The sequence below is a fragment of the Enterococcus sp. DIV1279b genome (genome assembly GCF_050531515.1).
In the GTDB taxonomy this organism is placed as follows: Bacteria; Bacillota; Bacilli; order Lactobacillales; family Enterococcaceae; genus Enterococcus_D; species Enterococcus_D casseliflavus.
Genome location: NZ_CP172891.1, coordinates 1980001 through 2005554, shown reverse-complemented (window position 1 = coordinate 2005554; position 25554 = coordinate 1980001). Strand labels below are relative to the sequence as shown.

The window sequence follows — 25554 nt, the reverse complement described above, 5'->3', positions numbered from 1 at the left end:
TTAGGTAAAAAATAGTCAATGAAATAGTAGAGTATCGTCATTGAAGACAGGTAGAGATAGTATATAATACTTGTATGGTAGCGTTATCAATTATCATAATCCGGATGATAATAATAGTCAATAGTACCAGCAAATTCGAAAGAAATGGGGAATCACCATGAACCACGACAAACCATCATTAGGGGATAAGATCCAAAGTACCCTTGGTCCATTTGCAAGTAAAGTCAATGGGAATATTTATATTACTTCAGTTAGGGATGCAATGTTAGCTTACATGCCATTCACCTTTATTGCGTCGATCTTTTTGATTATTGCTTTTTTTCCGATCCAACAAGTGACCGATTTTATTACTATTGTGTTGCGAACAGAAGATGCTAGTGTCTGGCAAGAGAAATTGCTCTATGTCAACAATGCCACACTCGCAATCGGTGGTTTGCTAGTTGTCATTTCCCTCGCAAAATCACTGGCAGAAAAACTTGAAACAAATGTTTTGCAATGTGTCTTAACTGCTTTTGTTTCCTTTTTACTATTAACACCGTTGGATGCAATGGAAGCAGGGACTTTTTTAGATATCACCCGCGTTAGCGCGCAATCGATGTTTTTAGCGATTATTGTCGGTATTTTTAGTACAGTTCTTTATAAAAAAATTGAGGGCAAAGGAATCAAAATCAAAATGCCAGCAGCGGTACCACCAGCTGTTTCTGGTCCATTCGAATCGGTGATTCCATCTTTTCTTGTCATCACGACGATTTGGGTCATCCGACTCATCATCGAAGCCTTATTTAACAGTGATGCCATGACGTTGATCAATGGGACCCTTGGGATTCCATTAACTATGTTAGGTGGCTCCCTAGTTGGAATGGTCGTTGTGAAAATTTTCGAGCAATTCTTGTGGTTTTTTGGCCTTCATGGAACTTCGATCATTCAAGCAGTGATGGACCCAATCCATCAAGTCCTTGAAGATCAAAATCGTGTGGCATCAGTGGCGGGAGAGATTCCAACGAATATTATCAGTATGAGCTTTCGGAATCATTTTGCCTCGATTGGGGTCGTCGGTGCGATCATTGCTATTTTGATCGTAGCAAAAAGCAAACAGTACAAAGAGGTTGGAAAAATTGCTAGTGTTCCTTATATTTTCAATATCGGTGAACCAGCGTTGTTCGGGATACCGTTAATGTTGAATTTCAGTTTTCTCATTCCCTTTGTTTTTGCGAATGCCGTTACAACGATCGTCGCTTACTTTGCCTTTTATTTCGGGTTAGTCCCGATCCCAACAGGGCTTGCACAAATTCCTTGGACGACTCCGCCGATCATTAGCGGCTATTTTGTCACTGGTAGTATCATGGGCGCATTGTTACAAATCGTCTTGATCGTGATCGCAACGATGATTTGGTTGCCATTTATCAAAGTTGCTGATAAGCAGATCTGTATTGAAGAAGCACAATAACCCACGAAAGGAGCAGCTTATGAAAGAAACGATAACCATCAACGGGAAGACAAAGCCATTAACAGTGGATTTAAATGATCCGATCCTTATTGAATGGTCAATGACCAATCACCAAGGCTATCGATTGCAACTCTTCAATGAACAGCAGCAAGCAGTGTATGACGTTTCCAACATAGCCGCTTCTGAGAATAAAATGGCGGTCCATTTACCACAGCATCCACAGCGAAAAAAATATCAAGTCAAATTGACAGCAGGAGCAGGCAACGATGTCACCATTTACAGCAGTGTGTTTTTCACGATAGAAAAGCGTGAGCAACCTAAAGAAACCATGGGCAAGTGGATCACTCGCTTAGATGATCCAATTAAAAAAGAACGGTTTTATTTTTCAGAAGAGAAAAATAGCTGCTTGTCCCGCTCCTTCACACTGGAAAAGTGTCCTTCCTATGCAGTGATCGATTGCTGCGGGCTTGGTTTTTATCGCTTGTCTGTTAATGGAAAAACGGTATCAGATGTTTATTTAAACAGTGATGTAACGAACTATGATCGAGTCGTCTACTATGATACTTATGAGTTAACTGATTTTTTACAGGAGGGAGACAATCGGATCGAAGTTGAACTTGCGAATGGCTGGTACAACCCTGCTCCGATTGAGATTTTAGGTCGGTATAACATCCGCAAACAACTAGCGATCGGTAAACCCTGTTTCTGGGGGGAGCTTCAGTTAAATGACGGAGGAGAGAATCGCTACATTTACTCAGACAATCAGTGGCAAAGTAGTTTTGGGCCTTATTTGCAAAACAATCTTTATATAGGAGAAATCGTTACCGATGTACCTGATCCTCGTCCAGAAGGAAAAACGGTACAAATTGCTGGTCCCGCGGGACGTTTTAAGCCAAGCTTTATTCCTAAAATCAAGCGCACACAATCGATCGTTCCCCAAAAAATGACCGAAACTGCAGCGGGACTGCTTATTGACTTCGGTCAAATCATCAGCGGTCAATTTGCTTGTACACTTGAGAAAGATTTCATTGGTCAGATCAGAATCAGCTATGCAGAAACATTAGATGAGCAAGGCAACCCAGATTATACGTCTACGATCAGTGGAAATTATGGCATATACGATCCCTATGAAGGGAAGCAGCCAGATGATCCCATCGTTCAACGAGACATCATTGAGAAAACGGCAGCGAGGACGTTCGTTTTTGAAAACCGCTACACGTATCATTCCTTTCGCTATGCGTTGATCGAGACGAAACCTGCTAACAACCTTCAAGCGAATGTAGGCGCAATCAAAGCCTATCGCCTGCATACGGATGTGAAATCGTTGGTAACCCTTGAAACCTCCGATCCCTTCTTAAATGAGTTATGGGCGGTTGGCCAAGCCACGCGGTTGAACAACATCCACTCGTATTTTGAGGACTGCACCCGTGAGCGGTTCGGATATGGCGGAGACATCGTCGCTTTATTGCCAACACAGATGGCAGATCTGGCGATTGAGCCGTTGTTGGAAAAAGTGTTGTGGGATTTTGCCAACGACCAACGACCGGATGGTGCAATGACTGCAACTGCGCCATTTGTAGGAATCATGACAAATGGTCCATCAAATGGTGGTGGTGCGTTAGGGTGGCAATTGGTAGTTCCAGAGCTTGCTTTGGCATTGGTCAAGACCTATGGGAAACAAGCAGCGGTTGCCAAGCTGCGTCCACAGTTGGAACGGCATCTCAACTATTTACTCGCTTTTGATTTTGATTATATCGCCCAGTGCTGCCTCGGTGATTGGGGAGCAATTGATGAAACTCAGCGAAACGGGGTCATTACTTCGCCAGATCAGTCCTTTTGCTCTGCCTGCATGTATCTGCATTTACTACAGCGTTACCAAGAATTGATCGACTTGAGTATCATTGGTAACGAGGACTATTGTCAGCGAGTGACAGCAGCGATCCAGTACACGACACAGCAAATCAAACAGCAGTTTTCTAAAGGAAATGAGCAATACGGTGCGGGCACCTTGTCTAGCATGATCTTTGCAATGAAAACAGGACTCAGTGAGAAAAAACAAATCTTGCCAAAATTAGTACAACGGATCAAGCAGCAAGAGGGGATTTTCTCTTTCGGCATCTTCGGGATGGCATGGAGTTATCAGTTGCTGGCTGAAGCTGGCTATAATGATATTATTTTTAATTGGTTAACGAGGAAATCTGCACCTAGTTATGCAGCAATGCTGGCAAGCGGAAACGGCACTTTGATGGAACATTTTCCAACGCCGCAACATTCAGCCACTTACGAGGGTTCGTTGAATCATGCCATGTTTGCTTCTTATGGGTATTGGTTTGTCCGTCATTTATTAGGCATTCAGATGACAAGCGCTGGGATACTGATACAACCAGCCTTCGATGTACCTGTAGCTCATGTCAAAGGCTCCTTACAAAGTACGTTTGGATTAGTAACTTTAAGCTGGGAAAAGACTGATCGTACCGTTCGCTTAACGGTGGAGTTGCCACGAACATGTGGCTATGAAATCAGTCAGATGAAAGGTTTTAGAAAAGTCAGCGAGAAAATAGAGGATGTGGGGAGCCAACAGAAAGTTACCTGTATATATACGATTACTTCTTAGCTAGTGAAAAAGTCGACACGTGGAAAGTGTTGACTTTTTTCTGTCGTTTTCTATTTTTTGCGTATTTCATCTATGAGGTGGTGAAAATGGATCAATGGAAGCTGCTCAAAGACTATTGGCGATTTGCAGTTGGTGGTGCTGTTTTGATGGTTTTGCTGATCATCTGGTTTGTACCGTTCTCGCAAAACAAAGAAACAAACTGGCAATCAATGGCAGATGCAGCAGGCCAATCGTCTGAAATGGAGGAAGGTGGAACCCTTCAAGAAGATGGTCTTCACGATGAAGGGTATGAGATAGTTATCGATGTCAAAGGAGAAGTGCACCAACCGGGCATTTATCGTTTAAAATCAGGTGCGCGGATGTATGAATTGATCGAACAAGCAGGTGGTCTGACAGAAGAGGCGTTAGAAACAGCCATAAACTTAGCACAGGTGCTGCAAGATCAACAGATGGTGATCGTCCCGCATAAAGAGGATCAAGCGTTTACGGAGATGAATGCTTCAGGAGTAGGTGGCAGCCAGACAGCAGTGACACAAATCAATCTGAATCAAGCCAATGCGCAGCAACTGCAAGAACTGCCAGGTGTGGGTGCCAAAAAAGCAGAAGCAATCATCGCTTACCGCGAAGAATATGGCTTTTTTAAACAGATTGATGACCTAAAAAAGATCACAGGCATCGGAGAGAAGACCTTTGAGTCCTTGAAAGAGATGATTACAGTGACGGACTGAACCAAATAAAAGTAAGAAATACTAAGAAATGACGGTTGAAAATTCAAGAAATTCGATTAGAATAGAACTAATCAATCGCAAAGGAGCAAATGAATGAGCAATACGAGAATCCCTTGGGACCAGTATTTTATGGCGCAAGCTGTTTTACTTTCTTTACGCAGTACGTGTTCCCGACTTGAAGTCGGCGCTACATTAGTCAAAGATCGCCGAATCATCGCTGGAGGCTACAATGGGTCAGTCAGTGGCGATGTACACTGCATCGACGATGGCTGTTATGTTGTCGATGACCATTGTATTCGGACGATTCATGCAGAAATGAATGCCTTATTGCAATGTGCAAAATTAGGGGTGTCAACAGACAATGCGGAAATCTATGTGACGCATTTCCCTTGCCTTCCCTGTACGAAAGCAATTTTGCAAGCAGGAGTCAAAACGATCCATTATTTGAATGACTATCGTAACAATCAGTATGCAATGGAATTGATTCAACAAGTAGGTGCTTCCGTCCACCAAGTTGAACTTGATCCGGTGTATTTTGAAAAACTTTCATTTGGTGTGCTGAATGATGCACAACCAACAAAAGAGAACTGATTCATTTTTATTTCTTAGTATTGTTTTTGCTTGTTCGGTGACTGCTTACTATGTGCAGTCCATCTTACTGGGACTCATTGCACTTTATTATTTCGTGATGCTTGTCTTAAGACGACAAGCATTTTTGTGCATGATTTGTTTTGTCGGACTGTTGCTGTTAAGTGTCCGCGTCTGTCTTTCTCGGACTGGAAACATACAAGAAGGTGAGTATCAAGGGGTAGTCAATGTGTTGCCAGACACGATCAAAATCAATGGCGATCTGCTTACGTTTGAAGCAAAATCTTCCGCAGGTAAAGTGATTGGCCGTTACACGATTTCTTCAGAGACTGAAAAACAGCAATGGCAGGATCGATCCGTTTGGGGAAGAAAGCTGCTGGTGAAAGGATTTTTTTCTCTTCCTGAAAAACCACGAAACCGACACGGGTTTGACTATTCTGCCTATCTAGCCAGTCGATCAATTATTGGCACAGTCCATATCGAGCAAGTTGTAGGAATGGAAGCAGCAGACTCAGACTTTTCGCTTGCAAAAGTTCGAGCAGAGGTTATTTCTTCTGTGCAACGAATCTTTCCTGAACGCTCAGCAGCCTATATCAATGCGTTGCTCTTTGGTTTTAAAGACCATGACTTTCAAGAAGTACGTCAAATGTATCGTGCTAGTGGCTTATTGCATTTCTTTACGATCTCAGGAATGCATGTCGTCTTATTTTTCAAGTGGTTTCGCGGATGCTTCTGCCGATTGGGGTTTACGCAAAAAGAAATGCTGTTGCCAATGGGGGTCTTTTTATTGGTCGTAATTGGGATTTGTGGCGGCGGCATTAGTGTCTGGCGTGCTGTCTTGGCATTGTGGGTTACTCAAGTGACCACTCTTTATCAACAACGGCTATCGGCAAGTGATCATTATGGGATCGTCTTAACGGCTCTTTTATTCGTTGATCCCAAAGTATTGCTTCAAACATCGGGGCAACTAAGTCTTTTGATGACCTTCCTGATAATGATGCAGCGACCGATCAAATTGGCGTGGTTTTGGCGCAGTCAGTTCCTCACGGTGTTGGCTGCGCCTGTCATTGTCTCGCTCTTTTATGAATTTCCATTATTTGGGGGCTTTTTGACGTTTGTCTTTTTACCGTTTTTTCAATTGGTTTTGCTGCCAGCCTGTTTCTTAATGTTCATTGCTGGGACGCTTTTCCCAACCATCAGTGGGCTGATTGCGCTTTTTGAAGAGCTTTTATTACTTATGGAAGTTGTCGTGGGCGCTGTAGGAGGCGTATCGATAACGGTGGGTGCCCTTCCTGCAGGATTGGCAGCTAGTTGTTGTTTGCTTGGCCTGCTCTGTTACCAAAAGAAACGGTGGCTGCTGGTGATCTGTTTTTCGCTTGTTGTACCAATGGTCTTTCAACAGAATCGCGTTTTACCCACCATTAGTTATGTCGACGTTGGTCAAGGCGATAGTATCGTTTTACAGGCAGAAAAAAATCGCGAAGTTTATGTGATCGATACTGGAGGTTCTCTATCTTTTCCGAAAGAAAACTGGCAAGAGCGCAAACGACAAGCTGCCGCGGAATCTACATTGATTCCTTTTTTGAAAGGGGAAGGAGTCAGGAAGATTACTGGTTTGTTTCTAACTCATGGGGACACGGACCATATGGGAGATGCGCTAGCATTGATGAAGGCGATCCCTGTTGAAACGTTATATCTTGTACCAGGAAGTGAACAAGATCACCGCATCGCCAAGCTTTTAAACGAACTGCCTAAGCAGACAAGCGTTGTTTGGACGACGGTTGGCCAAGTGGTGGGTGATTTCCTTCAGTTGCAAGTATTGGCACCAGAATCAGGTGCAGGACAAAACGAAGATTCGATGGTGATTAAAACCAAGGTAGGGGATAAAACATTTTTGTTTACTGGCGATCTCGAACAAGCAGGGGAAAAAAAGTTGATTCATGATTATCCGAATTTAAAAGTTGATGTATTGAAACTAGGGCATCATGGCAGTCGAACCTCGACGGCACCTGAGTTTGTTGCGGCAATCGATCCCCAATTCGGGATCGTTTCAAGTGGACGGAACAATCGGTACGGGCATCCTCATGAAGAGGTGCTTGAAACATTGGCAAATCAGACCGTTTTGCGAACCGATCAGCAGGGCATGATCCAATTTATTTGGTCTGAAAAACAACAATCATTTTTGATAAAAACGCTGCTAGACTATCCGATTGACTAATGGTAGGATAAGAATGAAAGCGGGGGGAACGATGGAATTACAAAAAGCGTTGCAAGCAATTCGAACCAAGGAGTTGCAATCGATTTATCTGGTCATCGGCAGTGAAATGTTTTTACAAGAGCAAGTTCGCACGGCCTTTTTGGAGCGTTTTTCCGTTGGGAAAGATGATCTGAATTTTGCTTCCTTTGACATGGAGAAAGATCCCCTTGATATGGTGATCCAAGAAGCCCAATCGTTGCCTTTTTTTGGCGATCAGCGATTACTGTTCGTTGAGCGGCCATTTTTCTTAACGGCTGAAAAAAAGAGCAATGCACCTGAGCATGACCTAGATGATTTTTTGAATTATATCAAAGACCCATTGGAATCATCGGTAATGGTGATTTTTGCAGATGTCGATAAATTAGATGAACGGAAAAAAATTACTAAGCAGTTGAAGAAAGCCGCAGTTGTGATTGATGTCGCACCTATGAAAGAAGCCGACGTGCGTCAGTATCTCCAACAGTCGTTGGCCAATGATGGCATCGAAATGAGCCGAGAGGCGTTTGATTTGTTTTTACGGTTAACGGATCTGCACCTATCAAAAGCGATGCAGGAGTTACAGAAACTACGGCTGTATGCAGGAAATGGCAATAAAATTACGAAAGAGATCGTCTTGCAGTTGATCCCTAAGACGTTGGAACACAATGTCTTTGAATTAACCAGCGATGTCTTAAAGGGGAACGTATCGGATGCGTTGCGCTTGTATGACGATCTATTATTGCAAGGGGAAGAGACGATCAAGATCAATGCTATCTTGATCAGCCAAGTCCGTCTGCTGTTACAGGCGGCGATTTTGATGAAAATTGGCTACCAGCAAGCCAATATCGCAGAAACGTTGGGGATTCATCCGTACCGAGTGAAGTTAGCGATGCAGCAAGCTCGGGGGTTTGGAGAAAAGCAATTAGCGGCACTATATAGTGAATTGATCGAAAATGATTACTTAGTGAAAAGTGGTCAGATGGACAAAGAGTATTTGTTCCAGCTATTTGTTTTAAAACATGGCAAACAGTAAGTCAAAAAGAAAGGCGCAGCAATCGATGATTGCTGCGCCTTTCTTAATTTGCTTATTTTGCAATTTTTTTACTTAAACGAGATTTGTCGCGACTAGCTTTGTTCTTGTGGATCAATCCTTTAGTCTCAGCCATATCGATTGCTTTAACAGCATCTTTATATAACGCATCTACGTTATCAGCACCAGCTTCAACAGCTTGATCAAATTTTTTGATTGCTGTACGCATTGTGCTTACTTGAGATGAATTCTTAGCATTAGCCGCTTCGCTTGTGCGAACACGTTTGATTGCAGATTCAATGTTTGGCATGTATTTCACCTCCGAAAAAAAAGTTCAATTACGTTTAGAAAACGTATAAATCAACACTAGTCATTATACCTAATGCCAAGAGTGATTGCAATAAAAGTTGTAAAGAAATTTTACTTAACACAAAAATTTGTTTTTTGACCGTGCTATTTTTTGCTTTATGGTTTTAAAAAATGCTTCTTTGCACATTTTTTACTGAATAGTTATAAAAAGTTTACACAGAAAGAGCTTTCTATGCTATGATTACTTCGGAATTTTTAAATGGGGGAATCTATGTGAATATCGCTTTGTTTCTAACGATTGTCTTGTCATTAGGGGTGATTTTCGTCAACGGGTGGACGGATGCGCCGAATGCTATTGCAACCGCTGTCTCCACGAGAGTCTTACGCCCGAATATCGCCATTGGCATGGCTGTCGTGATGAATTTCTTAGGTGTGCTAGTGATGACGTATTTTAATGCGCAAGTTGCAGAAACCATCAGCAACATTGTGACTTTTGATTCAGGCGGGAGTTTTCGGGTCTCACAGATCGCATTAGCCGCTGCCTTATTTTCAATTGTTGTTTGGACGGTCGCAGCTTGGTATTTTGGGATCCCAACCAGTGAATCCCACGCGTTGATCGCAGGACTGACTGGTGCAGCCATGGCCCTTGGTGGGTTACATGCAGTCAATGGCGAGGAGTGGCTGAAAGTTTTGATCGGTCTTGTCGTTTCTACGTTGATGGGCTTCATTGGCGGCTTTCTGATCACGAAACTGATCGTATGGCTCTTTCGCGATACCCAACGGCGAAAAGCCAACAAAATTTTTACAGTTGGTCAAGCCATTGCGGCTGGTGCCAATGCCTTCTTGCATGGTGCCCAAGATGGACAAAAATTCATGGGTGTGTTCATGTTAGGCCTTTTTTACAACAATCTTGCTGAAAAGACCGGCAATGGCTTTGCCATCCCACTGTGGGTGATGGTTCTTTGTTCCTTGACCATGGGGATCGGTACATCGGTCGGTGGGATGAAGATCATTAAATCAGTGGGGATGGATATGGTAAAACTGGAAAAATACCAAGGCTTTTCTGCAGATGTTACTGCAGCAATCTGTTTGTTCTTGTCTTCCGTATTTGGTATCCCAGTTTCAACAACGCACACGAAAACGACCGCTATCATGGGCGTTGGAGCGTCTCGGCGTTTTTCTAGCGTTGATTGGCGCATTGTAAAAGAAATGATCTATGCTTGGATTTTAACCTTTCCTGGCTGTGGATTGATTGCGTTTCTAATGGTGAAAATTTTATTGCTAATTTTGTGAGGAGAGAAAGTAATGGCACGAAAAAAAGGATTCGATTATTTTGCAGCAATGGAGCAGTTGGCGACGAACGGCCATTTAGCTGCCAAACGTTTTTCGCTTTTGATCAACGATTATTCTGAACGAGCATTGACCGAAGCAGCAGCTGAGATTCATGCTTTGGAAAAAGAAGGGGATAAAGTGATCGCTGAGCTAACCAATGAGTTATATGATTCATTTATCACCCCTATCGATCGCGAGGACATCCTAGTCATTTCAGAGCGTCTAGATGATATTTTGGATGGCATTATGGGACTGACTTATTTATTTGAGAATTTGGTCATTACGAAGATCCGCCCTGAAACCAACTTATTTGCTGGAATGATCGTTCAAGCGACACAAGGCGTTGAAACGGCCTTAAAAGAATTTCCTAAGTTCAAAAATTCAAAAACATTGCGTCAAATGATTAATGATGTGAATACGATTGAATCAGAAGCAGACCGTTTGTATTCAAAAATGAAAAAAGCGTTATTCACAGACGAAACGGACGTTCTTGAAATCATTAAATGGAAAGATGTTTATGATCGTTTTGAATCAATTATCAACGACACCGAAAGTGCGGTGGATATTATTGACGGTATGGTAATCAAAAACACGTGAGGAACTAGAGACCTTTCAAACAAAAAAAGAGCAACTCTTGGGCAGGTAAGTGCCACAAGAGTTGCTCTTTTTGCTTATAATTGGATCAGCCAATAGCCGATCAAAATGATTCCTAAAACGATACGATACCATCCAAATACGGTAAAATCGTTACGCTTGATGTAGTTCATCAAGAAACGGATCGCGATGATCGAAACGATGAATGAGACGATGGTTCCTGTTAATAAGATGACGGTTCCTTGTAAATCAAAGGCATTGCCATCTTTCAAAAACTTGAAGATTTTCAAGGCACTGGCACCAAACATGGTTGGAATACCTAAGAAAAATGAAAATTCAGCAGCAACATAACGAGAAGCGCCGATCATGATAGCACCTAAGATAGTAGCACCAGAACGAGAAGTTCCTGGGATCAATGCCAATACCTGGAACATGCCGACAATCAAGGCCGCTTTGTAGGTGAATTTGTTCAAATCGGTACATTTCGGTGCTTTATTCTTGTTTCGTTTTTCAACTACGATAAAGCCGATCCCATAAACGATCAAGACGATCGAAACGGAGAAAAAGTTGTAGAAGTGCGCATCTAACCAATCATCTAACGGCAATCCGATAATAACCGATGGCAAGACCGCAACAATAACTTTAAACCATAACGTCCACGTATCTTTTTTCTCTATTTCATTTTTTTGTGGGGAAAAAGGGTTCAGTTTATGGAAATATAAGTAGACGACCGCTAGTATCGCGCCCAATTGAATGACAACATTGAACATCGTCATAAATTCGGGGGTAACATTCAAACCGATAAATTCGTCGGCAAGAATCAAGTGACCAGTGCTGCTAATTGGCAGCCATTCCGTGATCCCTTCAATGATCCCAAATAAAATCGCTTTTATAAAATTTGTAAAAAACATTGGTCCAGTCCTTTCTATGACAAAATACAACTCTTAGTATACCGTTTCCTGATTCGAATACCAATCTTTTTCCTAAAAAAAGAGGGCAGTTTTTAAAACAAAAACTGCTCCTTTCTTGAAGAAATTGATTAGCCGTCAGAGGTTTCTCTTAGGACAAAAGCTCTTGAGAGAGCGCTAAGCCTTTTTTGATGTATTCTGTGTTACCAACTTCGGCGATGGTAAAGCTGCCGTCTTCGTAGATCAGTCGAGTGACCGAACCATTTTCAATATCCATACGAACATTGTTCTCATCATTGATCAGATGCAAAAGAAAAGCGATCGTTAAGCCGTGAGACACAACTAACGCATTGCCGCCGCCTTTTTTCTCAACGCGATAGGCGATATCTTCAAACCCTGTTTTGACACGTTCGGTCAAAACATCAAAGGTTTCCGCCCAATTGGCTGTATCGGCGTGGTAGATCGCATTGGCGATCGCCTCAAACGTGACATGATTAGCAATCATCTCATCATAATCAGGAAAATCAAGAATCCGCGGCAGAACGCCCCACATTTCTGCATCATAGGCCCCTTCAAGTGAGCCAAAGCACCATTCACGAATCCGTTTGTCGATGTGATAAGGGATCTCCGGTCCTCTGACATGTTCACCCAGTATCAGACGCATGGTTTCAATCGCGCGACCGCTGTCACTGGATACTGCTTCTACAAAATCCACATCGCGTAACCCAAGGCCTAAATAGTGGATGCCTTGTTCACCGGTTCGAGTCAATGGTGTGTCACACCAGCCTTGCACCCGCTGCAATGTGTTAAACATTGTTTTTCCGTGACGCACGACATACAATTCCGTCTTTGCCATAACTAGTTATTCCTCCTTTTGATTCGTCATACGTTTATGCGTTAAAAAACGGATTGGTCCGTTTCTCAATTTCGATCGTTGTTGGTTCTCCGTGGCCAGGATAGACCGCCATTTGATTCGGTAAAACAAAGAGTTGCGTTTGGATGCTGGTCAGCAATTGTTCCAAATTTCCGGTTGGCAGGTCTGTCCGACCAATGCTACCTTTAAATAAGGCGTCTCCGGAAACGACAAAATTGTCAAAAATAAAACTGACGCTGCCAATGGAATGACCCGGGGTTGCAACAACCTTAAAGGACATGCCAGCTATCTCGTACTCTTTCAACTCTAGCTCGAATTCAGCTGGACGTGCGGTGATGGTTCCTAATTCAGGATGACGGCCAGAAAGGTTTTTCATAGGATCACTTAGCCATCCTTGCTCAAGCGGACTCACGTAAACGGGGATCTGATAATAATCCCGCAAATGGTCAACTGCGCCGATATGGTCATAATGAGTGTGGGTCAATAAAATCGCTGCTGGTTTTGCGCCTGTTTTTTCGATCTCAGCGATCAATCTCGCTGCTTCTGCTCCAGGATCAATAATCAACAAAACATCTTCTTTCCAAATTAGGTAACAATTTTCTTGAACGGGTCCTGTCACTAAACCAATGATTTTCATGCTAAAACCTCCTAGGATCACAAATACTTGTGTCTGACTATAAGTATAGCTTAAAGTATAAGAGGAAACAAAGAAAGGTTTTTAGGAGTGAAAAATTAATGATAAAAACGATAAACGCAGAAGACAATCGTCAGGCAGTCTGTCAATGGCTAAATTATTCAACGAAAAAAACAGAGGCAGTGAGTGCCTTTTCCGATCAAGAGCAGCTTTCATTTGCTTTTTTTGACAATCAGGATCAACTTGGTGGGGTGATTGGAAAACGGACAGGCAATACGATCCATATTCAATTGTTAGCAGTTGATCCAAGCCATCAGAATCAGGGGATCGGGAAACAATTGATAAAAGCACTTTTTGATCACGGTAAAAAAGCGGGGTGTCGTTCCGTGACGGTTACCACCCAAGACTACCAAGCGCCGCAATTCTACCAAGCAGTCGGCTTCGAACCGTTTGCTGTGCTTACGGATACACCTGTGCTTGGCACGGATAGGCTTTACTTCGTGAAGATGCTGTGATCAACCTTTGGCAGGCAGGTGATAAGGCTAACCAATAGTTTGATGAGAGAAAAGCTTAGAATTATTGTGGGAATTCGAAAATTTTTCTAAGAAACCGCATTAGCAAAAAACTGCTGTTATACTAATTAAAATAAGAAAGCGTTGATTCGTTTGAAACGGGTCTAGTTTTTGACAAAAGCATGAACATTCTTCGTGACCAACTTCGAGGAAAGTGTGTGATCTGTATCTTGCGTTAGTTTTGATTGGTATACCTCAACTTTTTGTAAGAAGGTGTTTTTTATGAAAAAATCCCTGCAATTTTTTTTCACTCTATGCTTCGCCGCGCTCGCTTTAGTGAGCTGTGGCCAAGAGGAGCTAACCATCAACGATTCGAAAGAAGTTTCTGAAACTGTTACTTCCGCCTCAAAAACGGTTGAAAATGGGGACCTTGATTTGATGCTGATCCAAGATGAGAGTGTCATCTTTCCGCAAAGCCAAGGGGTTTATGATTTTCATGAGAATGAGTTGACGATCGTTAAGCAGTATTTGCCGATGGCAGATTTAGAAGATAGTTCAGCCAGCTCTAGTGATGTTGCCTTGTATGAAGGACAAATCGAAAGTGATTTTCAGCGTCATTTTTCCCATTCAGAGGTACAGTTGTCCAACGACCCTTATCAAATTTATGAGATCACCTATCAAGATGCATCATACACGGTTGAAGGGAAGCATTTGACAATCAAAGCAGATGGACGGACCTTTGAGTTCACCTTAGATCTAGACAATCAACAAGCTTTTGACCAAAATGGTGTCAGTTATGATATTCAAGTCGATCAATAAATATCTTTCAAAAATAGCCCTGCTTTACTTGCTTAGGTGAGTAGAGTAGGCTTTTTTGTAAATCCTTCGCCAAACCCATTTTCTGGAAAAAAAAATGAAGTCAATTATCTGATGAGTAGGTGTTTTGTTGCAAGTGGTTTTTTCATGGTGATAAAACCTGTTTGGATAGGATACTCTCCGCAGAGGATGAAAAGCTGTTTCTGTTCGCTTTTCCAAAAGTAATCTATCCGCTATAATGGCAAACGAGAAGGTGAACACGTGTATAAAGGAAAAGTTGCGGTTAGAAAAATTGTAGAATTTATTTTGCGCCGAGGCGATATTGATAGCCGCAAAGTCAGTAATCATACCGCGCAAGAAGGCGCCCGTATCCATCGCCAACTACAAAAAGAGGCTGGGGATGCGTATCAAAAAGAAGTCTTTTTCAAACGAGAAAGCCAAATTGAGAAAGATTCGATCACTGTCGAAGGTCGTGCCGATGGTCTCTTTTTTGATGCAACTCTTAATTCTTGGGTGATCGATGAGATCAAAACTTCAGAACCAGCGTTCGAAGATATCCCTGAAGATCAAATCGATTTGTTTTTTGCCCAGGGAATGGTTTATGCTTATTTGTTTTTACTACAAGAAAATGAACAAGCAGCGCTTAGTGACAGTGAAAATCAAGAGAAACCAGAAGCGGAACCTACTGCTGAAGGTAATGATCCGAAGAGACCCATCGATCGAATCGCCGTACAATTGACTTATTATCAAACCACTGAAAAGCTGACCACCCGTACGAGAAGAACATTTCAGTTTTCAGAATTAGCTGTTTTTTATGAAGAATTACTTCAGGAATATCATAAATGGTTAGTTTTTCAAGAGAATTGGCGCCGTGTCCGCAATACGTCTTTGCAGCTGCTGTCTTTTCCCTTTGAAACCTTTCGCAAAGGGCAGCGAGAGTTAGCAGCAGCGGCGTATAAAACACTAAAAAATGGCAAGCGACTTTTTGCGGAAGCGCCAACTGGAACTGGAAAAACCATGTCAACGCTGTTTCCCGCATTAAAAGTGCTAGGGGAAGAAGGGGCTGATCGGGTCTTTTATCTGACGGCGAAGACGATCACCAGACAAGTGGCCGAAGATGCACTGAGCAAGTTAGCAGACAACGGTAGTGAAACCAAAAGTGTCACGATTACCGCCAAAGACAAAATCTGTTTTTTAGATGAACGAAACTGTACGCCAGAACACTGTGCGTATGCGCAAGGCTATTACAATCGAATCAACGAAGCATTATGGGATCTGTTGCATCACGAGAACCAAATAACCCGAGAAGTGATCGAGACCTACGGAAAGAAACATACGGTCTGTCCCTTCGAGCTTTCACTGGATGTCAGTGTCTTTTGCGATGTCATTATTGGTGATTATAATTATTTGTTTGATCCCACCGTTTATTTGCGAAGATTTTTTGAGGAGCCGGATGAAGAATATTTCTTTCTAGTGGATGAGGCCCATAACTTAGTCAACCGTTCCAAAGAAATGTATTCGGCAACCATTACCCGGCAGCCATTTAAGGAATTAAAGAAGAAACTATCCAATGACCAGCAAAAATTAAAACGCGCCCTAAACAAAGTTGACAAAGAATTTGCGGCTATTGCTCAAATAGCAAAAGAGGAAGAGTGGGAATATCACCATCAAGCAGCTCCCCATGAAACGATGGTCAATCAGCTCTACAAAGTAGCTGAATTGATGAAGGAATGGTTGCCGGCAAATCCTGAGCATGAATTGCAAGAAGAAGTGCTGCAAGTGTATTTTGAAGCTAACCATTATTTGAAGATCAGTGAATTTTATGATGATCACTACGAAACGACGGTGGAGATCGACCGCTATGATATCAAACTACGGCAATTTTGCATCGAACCAGCGCCGTTTTTGGAATCTGTGTTAGATAAGGGCAAGGCCAGCCTGTTGTTTTCTGCGAGCTTTACTCCTTTGTCCTATTATCAAGAGGTGTTAGGAGGCGGCAATGAAGCTTTGCGCTATCGCCTGCCAAGTCCTTTTGATCCGAAAAATCAGGGGATTTTTATTGCAGACTATATCCAAACAACGTATCGCCAACGTGAAGCCAGCATTCCTGCAATCGTTGATGCAATCCAGCAAATGACCGCAGCGAAAGCGGGAAACTATATGGTCTTTTTCCCTTCTTATCGTTACTTGGATGATGTGGCGGCAGCATTTTCCCAACAGGCGCCAGAGGTGGAGGTCTTGATTCAGGGGACAGCCATGAACGAAGTAGAGCGCGAGGCGTTTCTTGCACAGTTTCAATCTCTTGAGCGGCAACGATCATCCTTGCTAGAAACAAGTCAAGACGGACAAGAGAGCCAGCCAAAAACATTAGTGGCATTTTGTGTCCTTGGTGGAATTTTTTCTGAAGGGATCGACTTGAAAGGCGATCGCTTGATCGGTGCGGCAGTGGTAGGAGTCGGACTGCCGCAAATCAATCACGAGCAAGAATTGATTCGGGAATATTACGATGAGAAAAAGGCAGCTGGCTTTGCGTATGCCTATCAGCTGCCCGGGATGAATAAAGTCCTGCAAGCAGCCGGTCGAGTGATCCGGGATGTCAGCGATCGCGGCGTGGTGTTATTGCTGGATCAACGTTTTCGGACACCGCGTTACCAAGAACTTTTCCCACTGCACTGGCAGCATGCCTTGCAGATTCGTCGGCCGCAAGAGTTATCAAAGGCATTGACTCATTTTTGGCAAGAAAAAAACTAGAAGCAGAGCTTTCAAGAGCGGTTGCGCAAAATCAGTAGATAAAGCTGATTTTGCCTAACCATCACGTTAGACTCTGTTCTAGTTTTTTTGATTAGCGATAATTTGTAAACTGTAAATCGATCGTCAGGGGCAGTTTACGCAACAATTGGATCACTTCTTGCAGATCGTCACGACTTTTGCCGGTTACCCGAATTTGATTGTCTTGAATTTGAGTTTTAACTTTTAGCTTGGCGTTTTTGATCGCTGTCGTTATTTTTTTGGCGTTTTCTTTATCGATCCCATTGATCAATTCTGCCGTTTGACGAGCTTTTGCCCCCAAGGCATGCTCCGTTTCGCCAAATTGAATATTTTTCGTTGGTACATTCCGTTTGATCATCTTCGCAAAGAGCACATCTTTGATTTGCTCCAACTTAAATTCGTCATCTCCAACGATCGTCAGTTTGCCCTCAGTCATCTTGATTTCTACCGTGGAGCCTTTAAAGTCAAATCGGTTTTTCAATTCTTTTTCCGCCTGTTGAATGGCGTTTTTTACTTCTTCTGTGTTGATCTCAGATACGACATCAAAACTTGCTTCTTTTGCCAAAATCAATCACTCCTCTCATCTCTTACCTATGATTTTAACATGGAGGCGAACGATGCGGGAATCAAAAGTAAATTTTTGCAAATAATTGTTTCATTTTTTCACACAAACTGCTATTCTTTGGAAGGAGATTTTTAGTGAAGGAGCTAGATCATTGTGAGTAAGTTATTAACGAAGCACGAACAATCAGAACGATTGAAAAAAATAGGGGTTATTTTGCTGTCAGGTATCACTGCAGCCATTGCTTTAAATTTCTTTTTGATTCCCGCAAACGTTCTTTCCGCTGGGATGAACGGGGTCGCCCAATTGATCGTGGCACTTGCCTTGGAACATTTTGGCGTTCACCTTAGTACAGGGCTGTTTATTTTCCTCTTAAACTTGCCTATCTTTGTTCTCGGGTTCATCAAACTCGGGAAATCATCGACACTGTTGAGCTTTATCAATGTCGTTGTCGTTTCCGTATTAACAATTGTCCTTCCGCAAGGAGCGATCACCGACAATATTTTGGTTAATGCTTTGCTAGGTGGCGTACTGTTGGGCGTCGGCGTTGCGTTTTCACTGAAAATGGGTTTTACCACCGGCGGAATGGATATTCTTTCGTTGATATTATCAAAAACGACTGGAAAAACAGTCGGTAAATATATGTTTATTTTAAATGGCATTATTGTCATGGTCTCAGGTTTCGTCTTTTCTTGGGAAAGTGCGTTGTACACGATCATTTCGATTTTCGCAATGAGCTACGTGGTGGACATGCTGCACACAAGTCATCAAAAGGTAACGGCGATGATTATTACGACCAATGCGGAAGCTGTTGGGAAAAATATTTCTAAGCATGTGTTTCGCGGCATGACTTTGTTCCCCTCAGTCGGAGGCTATTCAGGCGTACCGGGCAATATGATCATGATGGTCGTGACCCGCTACGAGATCTACGATTTAGAACAAGCCGTTTTAGAAGCAGACGGCAATGCGTTTATTAACTTTGTGCCGACCCAATCGATCACAGGTCGTTTTGCGACAGATGATGAACAACGGACCTTTAAAACGACGGGAGTCTTCCCAGAACTGAAAATACACAAGAAAAGCCGTCCATAATCCAGGATCGTCCATTTACAAATCTTGCAAAAGAAGGTATTATTTGAAACAAGAATTAAAGGAGGTCTTCAACCGTGGCATATACTGAAGTAGAAGCAGAAGCAATCAAAGAGCGTGTCTTGGCTGCCTTGGAAACCGTGATTGACCCTGAGTTGGGGATTGATATAGTGAATCTAGGCTTAGTTTATGAAGTCGAATTTGATGCAGAAACAGGCAATACCGTAATCAAAATGACCTTAACAACAATGGGCTGTCCCTTAGCCGACGTATTGACTGAATCGATACACGAAGCATTAAGCGATATTCCAGAAGTCAAAAATCCAGAAGTAAAACTAGTTTGGTATCCCGCTTGGACGACTGATAAAATGAGTCGTTATGCACGGATTGCTTTGGGGATTCGTTAAGGATTTTCAATCATAGAAAGTTGTTTCATATTTGTTAACTAGATGGAACAAGCTGTTTTCTTAGGTGTCGGACAGTTGGCAAAATGAGGATATAAACACAGAACTCTTTTATTAACTTTGAAAAAGTTGGTAGAAGAGTTTTTTTTAGAATACTTTCTTAAATAAACAGTTACTTGGTGAAAAAGTTATACTTTTTTACTAAAAGCATTAAAGAAAATCATATATTTTTAAACCTGAAAGCTCAACGTATTTTCCATTCATATGACAACTCAAAGTGAGTTAGTATTTAACTTTGCCGAAATAGTAATACTTTCTATAAACCTTCGATCATTTTGACAAAAAAAGAGCACAGAATAAATTCTTATTCATCCACATTGATAACCTTAAGGTGCATCCCAGAAAACATGTCTAAAGAAAAGTTACTGAATTTAGTCAGAGACTTTGGGATACGATGAATTTTCCTTAAGGAGTCAATGTAGAATGAAGAAGGATGATTCTAGGAATGTTTTTTCAAAGGTCATGTGATTTCATCCTAGCAACTGACTCTTGGTTAACAAATATACAAATGTGTTCTATGCAACCATACATATAGGAAAACGATAGCCAAACTACAGTTTCGGTCAATCATTTAGCGAGTTACATATTTTTATTAGAGATTCGAGATTAATTAATTGAATTAATGTATAATTATAGTTAAGTTGTAAAAATGATTTGGTTGATTCCCTTGATCATAAAAACAAAAAAGGAGTGTGTTTTGTGGATTTTCTATTTACTTTATTTGCTTTTATTTTCGTCGCAGTTATCTTATATCATATTGTCGAATTCTTAAAGGATCAATCTACGCCAGAAGTGGCAGTACTTGCCACGCTAGTAGACAAACGAATGACTAGTAGCACGAATATTGCTGCAAACGGCTTTACGAATCAATCCATTACCTATTATCTTTTATTTGAAATCGCAAGTGGCGAAAGATTAGAATTTAAAGTAGGGTATGGAAAATACAAATTATACGTCATCGGAGATACTGGAGTGTTGAGGTATCAAAGAAAAAGGTTTAATTCACTTGATAGGTAAAAAATTTGTATGTATATAGTATGTGTTTATTCGTTTTCAATTTCAAAAAAGTTGAACAGTCAATTAAAAAACTCCTATTCAAGTGTCTTATCATTTGAAATGATTTGAATTGTACGCTTTCGATGGAAAACGCCAGTATCGTCGAGTAACACTTGAGAATTTCTACTTATGAGGTCGCATAAATAAAACCAAAACCGAAGGGAATTTCCTGCGAGGAATGGCTTAATTTAGTTCACCCATTCGTTTTATTGGCGGAAGTGATGAGCTACGGATCGTTTTTAAATACTCATAAATAGAATAGATTGCTTCACCAAAATCTCGTGACTCATTGTTACGAGGTTTTTTGTTTTTTACGTGACTTCAGAAATAATTGCAAAAAGGAAAAATCGTTCTTGGTTTTTCACAAACATTTTCTCTTTCAAGTGACAAAGTCGTTGCCGTTTTTGGGTTAGGAACGATTGGGTTGCTGACGATCCAATGGTTAAAAATTGCGGGTGTGAAAACGATCATTGGCATTGATATTCAATCAGAGAAACTGGAACAAGCCTTAGATTTAGGTGTCACCGATACGATCGATCCTAGTGTTCAAGATCTTGAAAAAGAGATTTCTCGGATAACGAATGGTTTAGGCGTAGATATTGCAATGGAATGTGCAGGTACTAAAATAACCGAAGAACAATGTCTCTTAGTGACAAAAAAAGGCGGGAAAATTGGATTTCAAGGGATCGCTTATTCTGATGTTTTGATTAAGCAACGGGCATTTGAAAAAATCTTTCGCAGTGAATTAACCATTAAGGGTTTTTGGAATAGCTATTCTGCACCTTTCCCAGGTAAAGAATGGTTTGATTCGATCACCTTTTTAGAAAGCGGACGCTTAAGTGTCAGTCATATGATTTCCCATCGCTTTCCGTTAGAGGATCTTCAAAGAGCATTTGATTTAGCGGTAAATAGAAGTGAAAGCTTTAATAAAATCATGATCATGCTCTAAAAAACCAACATTTGATTACAGCACAAACAGATTGTTTTCAAAAACCATATTTATTCAGCAAGCTTTAATAAGCTGTATGGATATGGTTTTTTGATTTGCTACAGTGATTAAAGAGGTTGCTCCTTCTAAAACCTGTCCCAATCAAAGACACCGTTGCATTTTCAGAAATGAAACGGTAAACTAGTTGAAAAGATTGGAGGAATGAATCAATGTTAGCTACGAATTTTGGGAAATATACATACGAAAATCCGTTTATGAACGCCTCAGGGGTCCATTGTATGACGATCGAGGAATTAGATGAATTAGCGGTATCAGCAGCTGGATCATTTGTCACGAAGAGTGCAACGCTAGAAGCACGTGCCGGAAATCCAGAACCACGTTATACCGATTTACCGTTAGGAAGCATCAATTCGATGGGATTACCAAATCTAGGGGTGGACTACTACTTAGATTATGCCATCAAAAAACAGCAGGAAATGATTCAGCAAACGCCTTTCTTTTTCTCTGTCGCTGGTATGAGCGTGGCTGAAAACATTGAGTTATTGAAGAAGATCCAAGAAAGTGATTTTGAAGGAATCACTGAGTTGAATCTTTCTTGTCCAAACGTGCCAGGAAAACCACAAGTTGCCTATGATTTTCCTTTGACCGATCAAATTCTTGAAACAGTCTTTGGTTTTTTCACAAAACCTTTAGGTGTCAAATTGCCGCCATACTTTGATTTGGCTCACTTTGATGAGATGGCTAAGATATTGAATAAGTATCCGTTAACCTATATCAATTCAATCAATAGTATTGGGAATGCTTTATTCATCGATCCTGCTACTGACTCGGTAGTCATCAAACCAAAAGATGGTTTTGGTGGTCTCGGAGGCGAATATGTGAAACCGACGGCATTAGCCAATGTGCGGGCTTTCTATACACGTCTCAAGCCAGAAATCAAAATTATTGGTACTGGTGGGATTCGTAATGGTCAAGATGCGTATGAGCATTTGTTGTGTGGTGCCTCTATGTTGCAGATCGGCACAGAGTTGCAAAAAGAAGGGCCGGCTATCTTTGAACGATTGACGAAAGAATTAGAAACGATCATGAAAGAAAAAGGATATCAATCAATCAGTGAATTTCAAGGCAAACTAAAAACGATTGATTAAAACGACTATTGACGACTTTCTATCATCCTCTGTTTCTTTTTATAGAAGAAAGTCATAGAAGAAAGGTGGGGTTAAATGGAGAAATTTCGTAAAACAACTGAGGGCGATTTAACGGAGTTAATGGCGCTGATTGAGGAAGGAATTGCTTTTTTAAAAGCTCAAGGATCACCACAATGGCAAAATGGCTATGGCCCAAAAGAAACTCAAATCAAAGAAGATATTGCAAAAGGCGAAAGCTATGTGTTAGTGATAGATGGGAAAATCGCAGCGTCTGCGGCACTGGTTTCTGGTGATGATCCTGTCTACAACGCAATTACCGGCGCAGGGTGGGATGGAAATGGTCCGTATCTATCCATTCATCGCGTCGTTGTCAGTTCTCATTTTAAAGGGCAAAAGTTAAGTGCCAAATTGCTGCAAGCTCTTGAAGTGGTTGCATTAGAGCAAGGAATCGTTGATTTGCGTATCGATACGTATAAAGCCAATATTGGGATGCAAAAGAATATCCAAGCAGCTGGCTATCAATATAAAGGAGAGGTAACATTTCCTTTTCCGAATGGAGAGCGATTGGCTTTTCAAAAACGTTTGATCACAAACTAAACATTCTTTTTCTATTCTTGTCACTTGGCCGAAAGAATGGAAAAAGTGTGTCAAAGTGAATTTTTGGTATGAAAATGTGGATAATGGTTGTCAGAATCCTTTCGGCTTGCTAAGATAAGCACGTAAAGGACGGTGCCAAATGAAGAAAAGAATCAAAAAGAAAAAAGCTTATAAAAAATACATCCATGATATTTTTGCAGGGTATGAAGAAATGCTTGAAAATCCAGCGATCGATGAGAAGAAGTTCTCTTATTTGAAAGAAGAAACAACCTTAAAACGAGACGATCAAAATCAAATCCGTTTCCGCACGATCGATATTGATTAAACTACCTTTTGGTAGTTTTTTTCTTTATTTTTGTTAATTGGAAAAATTTCAGAAAAAAAGCTTGCTCTTTCATTCATAGAATGATAAAGTATTCAACGTTGGCAATTGAGCCAGCGGGTCAAAACAACAGTTGAAAAATCTTCAAAAAAAGACTTGACCAAAAATAAAACAGATGATATTATAACGAAGTCGCAATAATAAAACAGTTAATTGATGTTGATAAATCAACAAAATTAATTGAAAAAAGTTGTTGACAAATAACAAATCATTTGTTATTCTAATTAAGTCGCTGAGACAGCCGCTACGAAGTTGAAAAACAACGAGCGAAAAAAACTTTTAAAAAAAGAGTTGACAATCAAATGTCGCTCTGATATGATATAAAAGTTGCTAACACAGCACGGTAGACCTTTGAAAACTGAACAAAGCAAGCAAACGAACCAATGTGTAGGACGTTTCAATTTATTGAAACAAATACATGCAAGCAATAGCTAGCAAAGTTAATTTTTATGAGCTTAATGACCGTATGGTCATTCAAACAAATCATTATGAGAGTTTGATCCTGGCTCAGGACGAACGCTGGCGGCGTGCCTAATACATGCAAGTCGAACGCTTTTTCTTTCACCGGAGCTTGCTCCATCGAAAGAAAAAGAGTGGCGAACGGGTGAGTAACACGTGGGTAACCTGCCCATCAGAAGGGGATAACACTTGGAAACAGGTGCTAATACCGTATAACACTATTTTCCGCATGGAAGAAAGTTGAAAGGCGCTTTTGCGTCACTGATGGATGGACCCGCGGTGCATTAGCTAGTTGGTGAGGTAACGGCTCACCAAGGCAACGATGCATAGCCGACCTGAGAGGGTGATCGGCCACACTGGGACTGAGACACGGCCCAGACTCCTACGGGAGGCAGCAGTAGGGAATCTTCGGCAATGGACGAAAGTCTGACCGAGCAACGCCGCGTGAGTGAAGAAGGTTTTCGGATCGTAAAACTCTGTTGTTAGAGAAGAACAAGGATGAGAGTAAAATGTTCATCCCTTGACGGTATCTAACCAGAAAGCCACGGCTAACTACGTGCCAGCAGCCGCGGTAATACGTAGGTGGCAAGCGTTGTCCGGATTTATTGGGCGTAAAGCGAGCGCAGGCGGTTTCTTAAGTCTGATGTGAAAGCCCCCGGCTCAACCGGGGAGGGTCATTGGAAACTGGGAGACTTGAGTGCAGAAGAGGAGAGTGGAATTCCATGTGTAGCGGTGAAATGCGTAGATATATGGAGGAACACCAGTGGCGAAGGCGGCTCTCTGGTCTGTAACTGACGCTGAGGCTCGAAAGCGTGGGGAGCGAACAGGATTAGATACCCTGGTAGTCCACGCCGTAAACGATGAGTGCTAAGTGTTGGAGGGTTTCCGCCCTTCAGTGCTGCAGCAAACGCATTAAGCACTCCGCCTGGGGAGTACGACCGCAAGGTTGAAACTCAAAGGAATTGACGGGGGCCCGCACAAGCGGTGGAGCATGTGGTTTAATTCGAAGCAACGCGAAGAACCTTACCAGGTCTTGACATCCTTTGACCACTCTAGAGATAGAGCTTCCCCTTCGGGGGCAAAGTGACAGGTGGTGCATGGTTGTCGTCAGCTCGTGTCGTGAGATGTTGGGTTAAGTCCCGCAACGAGCGCAACCCTTATTGTTAGTTGCCATCATTTAGTTGGGCACTCTAGCGAGACTGCCGGTGACAAACCGGAGGAAGGTGGGGATGACGTCAAATCATCATGCCCCTTATGACCTGGGCTACACACGTGCTACAATGGGAAGTACAACGAGTTGCGAAGTCGCGAGGCTAAGCTAATCTCTTAAAGCTTCTCTCAGTTCGGATTGTAGGCTGCAACTCGCCTACATGAAGCCGGAATCGCTAGTAATCGCGGATCAGCACGCCGCGGTGAATACGTTCCCGGGCCTTGTACACACCGCCCGTCACACCACG

At 41.9% G+C, this 25554-nt stretch carries 22 protein-coding genes, 1 rRNA gene and 1 pseudogene (1 of these 24 only partly in view); 19 read left to right on the top strand and 5 right to left on the bottom strand.

Annotated features, from left to right (window positions below; all coding sequences use genetic code 11):
• The first annotated feature begins 157 nt into the window (after nucleotides 1–157).
• From IGI71_RS09460 to holA, 6 genes are all read left to right on the top strand, one after another.
• Entirely contained in the window at nucleotides 158–1447 is a 1290-nt protein-coding gene (locus IGI71_RS09460) for a PTS sugar transporter subunit IIC (protein WP_128432641.1), read from the top strand.
• Nucleotides 1448–1466: 19 nt separating this feature from the next.
• The gene (locus tag IGI71_RS09455; protein ID WP_430615519.1) at nucleotides 1467–4061 is read left to right on the top strand and encodes a family 78 glycoside hydrolase catalytic domain; all 2595 of its coding nucleotides are present in this window, start codon (nucleotides 1467–1469) and stop codon (nucleotides 4059–4061) included.
• 86 nt (nucleotides 4062–4147) lie between these two features.
• Nucleotides 4148–4789 (top strand): helix-hairpin-helix domain-containing protein, encoded by a 642-nt coding sequence (locus IGI71_RS09450; protein WP_430615516.1) that lies wholly within the window; start codon nucleotides 4148–4150, stop codon nucleotides 4787–4789.
• A 93-nt stretch (nucleotides 4790–4882) separates the two neighbouring features.
• Entirely contained in the window at nucleotides 4883–5380 is a 498-nt protein-coding gene (locus IGI71_RS09445) for a ComE operon protein 2 (protein ID WP_005230159.1), read from the top strand.
• Complete coding sequence (locus IGI71_RS09440; protein ID WP_430615514.1) at nucleotides 5352–7595, top strand: DNA internalization-related competence protein ComEC/Rec2; 2244 nt, start codon at nucleotides 5352–5354, stop codon at nucleotides 7593–7595. The genes IGI71_RS09445 and IGI71_RS09440 overlap by 29 nt, the downstream gene beginning before the upstream one ends.
• Nucleotides 7596–7626: 31 nt before the next feature.
• The gene (gene holA, locus IGI71_RS09435; protein WP_034869424.1) at nucleotides 7627–8646 is read left to right on the top strand and encodes a DNA polymerase III subunit delta; all 1020 of its coding nucleotides are present in this window, start codon (nucleotides 7627–7629) and stop codon (nucleotides 8644–8646) included.
• A 52-nt stretch (nucleotides 8647–8698) separates the two neighbouring features.
• Here holA and rpsT read toward each other — a convergent pair whose 3' ends face one another.
• Nucleotides 8699–8953, bottom strand: a complete 255-nt coding sequence (gene rpsT / locus IGI71_RS09430) for a 30S ribosomal protein S20 (protein WP_005230162.1) — start codon at nucleotides 8951–8953, stop codon at nucleotides 8699–8701.
• 236 nt (nucleotides 8954–9189) lie between these two features.
• Between rpsT and IGI71_RS09425 the strand changes: the two genes are divergently transcribed.
• Both IGI71_RS09425 and IGI71_RS09420 read left to right on the top strand, forming a co-directional pair.
• Nucleotides 9190–10245, top strand: a complete 1056-nt coding sequence (locus IGI71_RS09425; protein ID WP_430615512.1) for an inorganic phosphate transporter — start codon at nucleotides 9190–9192, stop codon at nucleotides 10243–10245.
• A 12-nt stretch (nucleotides 10246–10257) separates the two neighbouring features.
• Nucleotides 10258–10881 (top strand): DUF47 domain-containing protein, encoded by a 624-nt coding sequence (locus IGI71_RS09420; RefSeq protein WP_008381351.1) that lies wholly within the window; start codon nucleotides 10258–10260, stop codon nucleotides 10879–10881.
• Nucleotides 10882–10955: 74 nt separating this feature from the next.
• Here the strand turns inward: IGI71_RS09420 and IGI71_RS09415 are convergent, their stop codons facing one another.
• From IGI71_RS09415 to IGI71_RS09405, 3 genes are all read right to left on the bottom strand, one after another.
• Nucleotides 10956–11789 (bottom strand): undecaprenyl-diphosphate phosphatase, encoded by an 834-nt coding sequence (locus tag IGI71_RS09415; protein ID WP_016620835.1) that lies wholly within the window; start codon nucleotides 11787–11789, stop codon nucleotides 10956–10958.
• Between the two features lie 148 nt (nucleotides 11790–11937).
• A complete protein-coding gene (locus IGI71_RS09410; RefSeq protein WP_005236258.1) occupies nucleotides 11938–12642 on the bottom strand; it encodes a histidine phosphatase family protein in 705 nt (234 codons plus the stop codon).
• A gap of 34 nt (nucleotides 12643–12676) precedes the next feature.
• Nucleotides 12677–13297 (bottom strand): MBL fold metallo-hydrolase, encoded by a 621-nt coding sequence (locus IGI71_RS09405; protein ID WP_005236256.1) that lies wholly within the window; start codon nucleotides 13295–13297, stop codon nucleotides 12677–12679.
• A gap of 98 nt (nucleotides 13298–13395) precedes the next feature.
• Between IGI71_RS09405 and IGI71_RS09400 the strand changes: the two genes are divergently transcribed.
• The 3 genes from IGI71_RS09400 to IGI71_RS09390 all read left to right on the top strand — a co-directional run bounded on the left by IGI71_RS09400 (nucleotide 13396) and on the right by IGI71_RS09390 (nucleotide 17373).
• Nucleotides 13396–13809 carry a GNAT family N-acetyltransferase gene (locus IGI71_RS09400; RefSeq protein ID WP_430615509.1) on the top strand — a complete coding sequence of 138 codons (414 nt, stop codon included), beginning with the start codon at nucleotides 13396–13398 and terminating at the stop codon, nucleotides 13807–13809.
• A gap of 279 nt (nucleotides 13810–14088) precedes the next feature.
• The gene (locus IGI71_RS09395) at nucleotides 14089–14625 is read left to right on the top strand and encodes a hypothetical protein (RefSeq protein ID WP_016613385.1); all 537 of its coding nucleotides are present in this window, start codon (nucleotides 14089–14091) and stop codon (nucleotides 14623–14625) included.
• A 258-nt stretch (nucleotides 14626–14883) separates the two neighbouring features.
• Nucleotides 14884–17373: an ATP-dependent DNA helicase gene (locus IGI71_RS09390; RefSeq protein ID WP_430615506.1), complete on the top strand. Its 2490-nt coding sequence runs from the start codon at nucleotides 14884–14886 to the stop codon at nucleotides 17371–17373.
• A gap of 91 nt (nucleotides 17374–17464) precedes the next feature.
• On the opposite strand, the gene IGI71_RS09385 is transcribed toward IGI71_RS09390, so the two are convergent.
• Nucleotides 17465–17956, bottom strand: coding sequence for a YajQ family cyclic di-GMP-binding protein (locus IGI71_RS09385; RefSeq protein WP_429961860.1), 492 nt, complete (start codon nucleotides 17954–17956; stop codon nucleotides 17465–17467).
• A gap of 153 nt (nucleotides 17957–18109) precedes the next feature.
• On the opposite strand from IGI71_RS09385, the gene IGI71_RS09380 reads away from it, so the two are divergent.
• The 8 genes and pseudogenes from IGI71_RS09380 to IGI71_RS09345 all read left to right on the top strand — a co-directional run.
• A complete protein-coding gene (locus IGI71_RS09380; protein ID WP_086299485.1) occupies nucleotides 18110–19045 on the top strand; it encodes a YitT family protein in 936 nt (311 codons plus the stop codon).
• Nucleotides 19046–19119: 74 nt separating this feature from the next.
• Nucleotides 19120–19449, top strand: a complete 330-nt coding sequence (locus IGI71_RS09375) for a metal-sulfur cluster assembly factor (RefSeq protein ID WP_005231940.1) — start codon at nucleotides 19120–19122, stop codon at nucleotides 19447–19449.
• 756 nt (nucleotides 19450–20205) lie between these two features.
• Nucleotides 20206–20523 carry a DUF2500 domain-containing protein gene (locus tag IGI71_RS09370; RefSeq protein ID WP_015509816.1) on the top strand — a complete coding sequence of 106 codons (318 nt, stop codon included), beginning with the start codon at nucleotides 20206–20208 and terminating at the stop codon, nucleotides 20521–20523.
• Between the two features lie 430 nt (nucleotides 20524–20953).
• Nucleotides 20954–21511, top strand: a pseudogene (locus IGI71_RS09365) (zinc-binding dehydrogenase); the annotation flags it as partial.
• 209 nt (nucleotides 21512–21720) lie between these two features.
• On the top strand, nucleotides 21721–22659 hold the full coding sequence (locus tag IGI71_RS09360; protein WP_430615501.1) for a dihydroorotate oxidase: 939 nt from the start codon (nucleotides 21721–21723) through the stop codon (nucleotides 22657–22659).
• A gap of 75 nt (nucleotides 22660–22734) precedes the next feature.
• Nucleotides 22735–23256: a GNAT family N-acetyltransferase gene (locus tag IGI71_RS09355; protein WP_430615498.1), complete on the top strand. Its 522-nt coding sequence runs from the start codon at nucleotides 22735–22737 to the stop codon at nucleotides 23254–23256.
• A gap of 139 nt (nucleotides 23257–23395) precedes the next feature.
• Nucleotides 23396–23581 carry a hypothetical protein gene (locus IGI71_RS09350; protein ID WP_005230211.1) on the top strand — a complete coding sequence of 62 codons (186 nt, stop codon included), beginning with the start codon at nucleotides 23396–23398 and terminating at the stop codon, nucleotides 23579–23581.
• 541 nt (nucleotides 23582–24122) lie between these two features.
• A 16S ribosomal RNA gene (locus tag IGI71_RS09345) occupies nucleotides 24123–25554 on the top strand (it continues 127 nt past the right edge of the window).

Bases quoted from the DNA above. Each gene is read 5' to 3' on its own strand.
- IGI71_RS09360 (WP_430615501.1), top strand. From the start codon at position 21,721: ATGTTAGCTACGAATTTTGGGAAATATACATACGAAAATCCGTTTATG.
- IGI71_RS09400 (WP_430615509.1), top strand. From the start codon at position 13,396: ATGATAAAAACGATAAACGCAGAAGACAATCGTCAGGCAGTCTGTCAA.
- IGI71_RS09445 (WP_005230159.1), top strand. From the start codon at position 4,883: ATGAGCAATACGAGAATCCCTTGGGACCAGTATTTTATGGCGCAAGCT.
- IGI71_RS09395 (WP_016613385.1), top strand. From the start codon at position 14,089: ATGAAAAAATCCCTGCAATTTTTTTTCACTCTATGCTTCGCCGCGCTC.
- IGI71_RS09440 (WP_430615514.1), top strand. From the start codon at position 5,352: ATGATGCACAACCAACAAAAGAGAACTGATTCATTTTTATTTCTTAGT.
- IGI71_RS09415 (WP_016620835.1), bottom strand. From the start codon at position 11,789: ATGTTTTTTACAAATTTTATAAAAGCGATTTTATTTGGGATCATTGAA.
- IGI71_RS09350 (WP_005230211.1), top strand. From the start codon at position 23,396: ATGAAGAAAAGAATCAAAAAGAAAAAAGCTTATAAAAAATACATCCAT.
- IGI71_RS09420 (WP_008381351.1), top strand. From the start codon at position 10,258: ATGGCACGAAAAAAAGGATTCGATTATTTTGCAGCAATGGAGCAGTTG.
- rpsT (WP_005230162.1), bottom strand. From the start codon at position 8,953: ATGCCAAACATTGAATCTGCAATCAAACGTGTTCGCACAAGCGAAGCG.
- IGI71_RS09425 (WP_430615512.1), top strand. From the start codon at position 9,190: ATGATTACTTCGGAATTTTTAAATGGGGGAATCTATGTGAATATCGCT.
- IGI71_RS09450 (WP_430615516.1), top strand. From the start codon at position 4,148: ATGGATCAATGGAAGCTGCTCAAAGACTATTGGCGATTTGCAGTTGGT.
- IGI71_RS09455 (WP_430615519.1), top strand. From the start codon at position 1,467: ATGAAAGAAACGATAACCATCAACGGGAAGACAAAGCCATTAACAGTG.
- holA (WP_034869424.1), top strand. From the start codon at position 7,627: ATGGAATTACAAAAAGCGTTGCAAGCAATTCGAACCAAGGAGTTGCAA.
- IGI71_RS09410 (WP_005236258.1), bottom strand. From the start codon at position 12,642: ATGGCAAAGACGGAATTGTATGTCGTGCGTCACGGAAAAACAATGTTT.
- IGI71_RS09460 (WP_128432641.1), top strand. From the start codon at position 158: ATGAACCACGACAAACCATCATTAGGGGATAAGATCCAAAGTACCCTT.
- IGI71_RS09355 (WP_430615498.1), top strand. From the start codon at position 22,735: ATGGAGAAATTTCGTAAAACAACTGAGGGCGATTTAACGGAGTTAATG.
- IGI71_RS09405 (WP_005236256.1), bottom strand. From the start codon at position 13,297: ATGAAAATCATTGGTTTAGTGACAGGACCCGTTCAAGAAAATTGTTAC.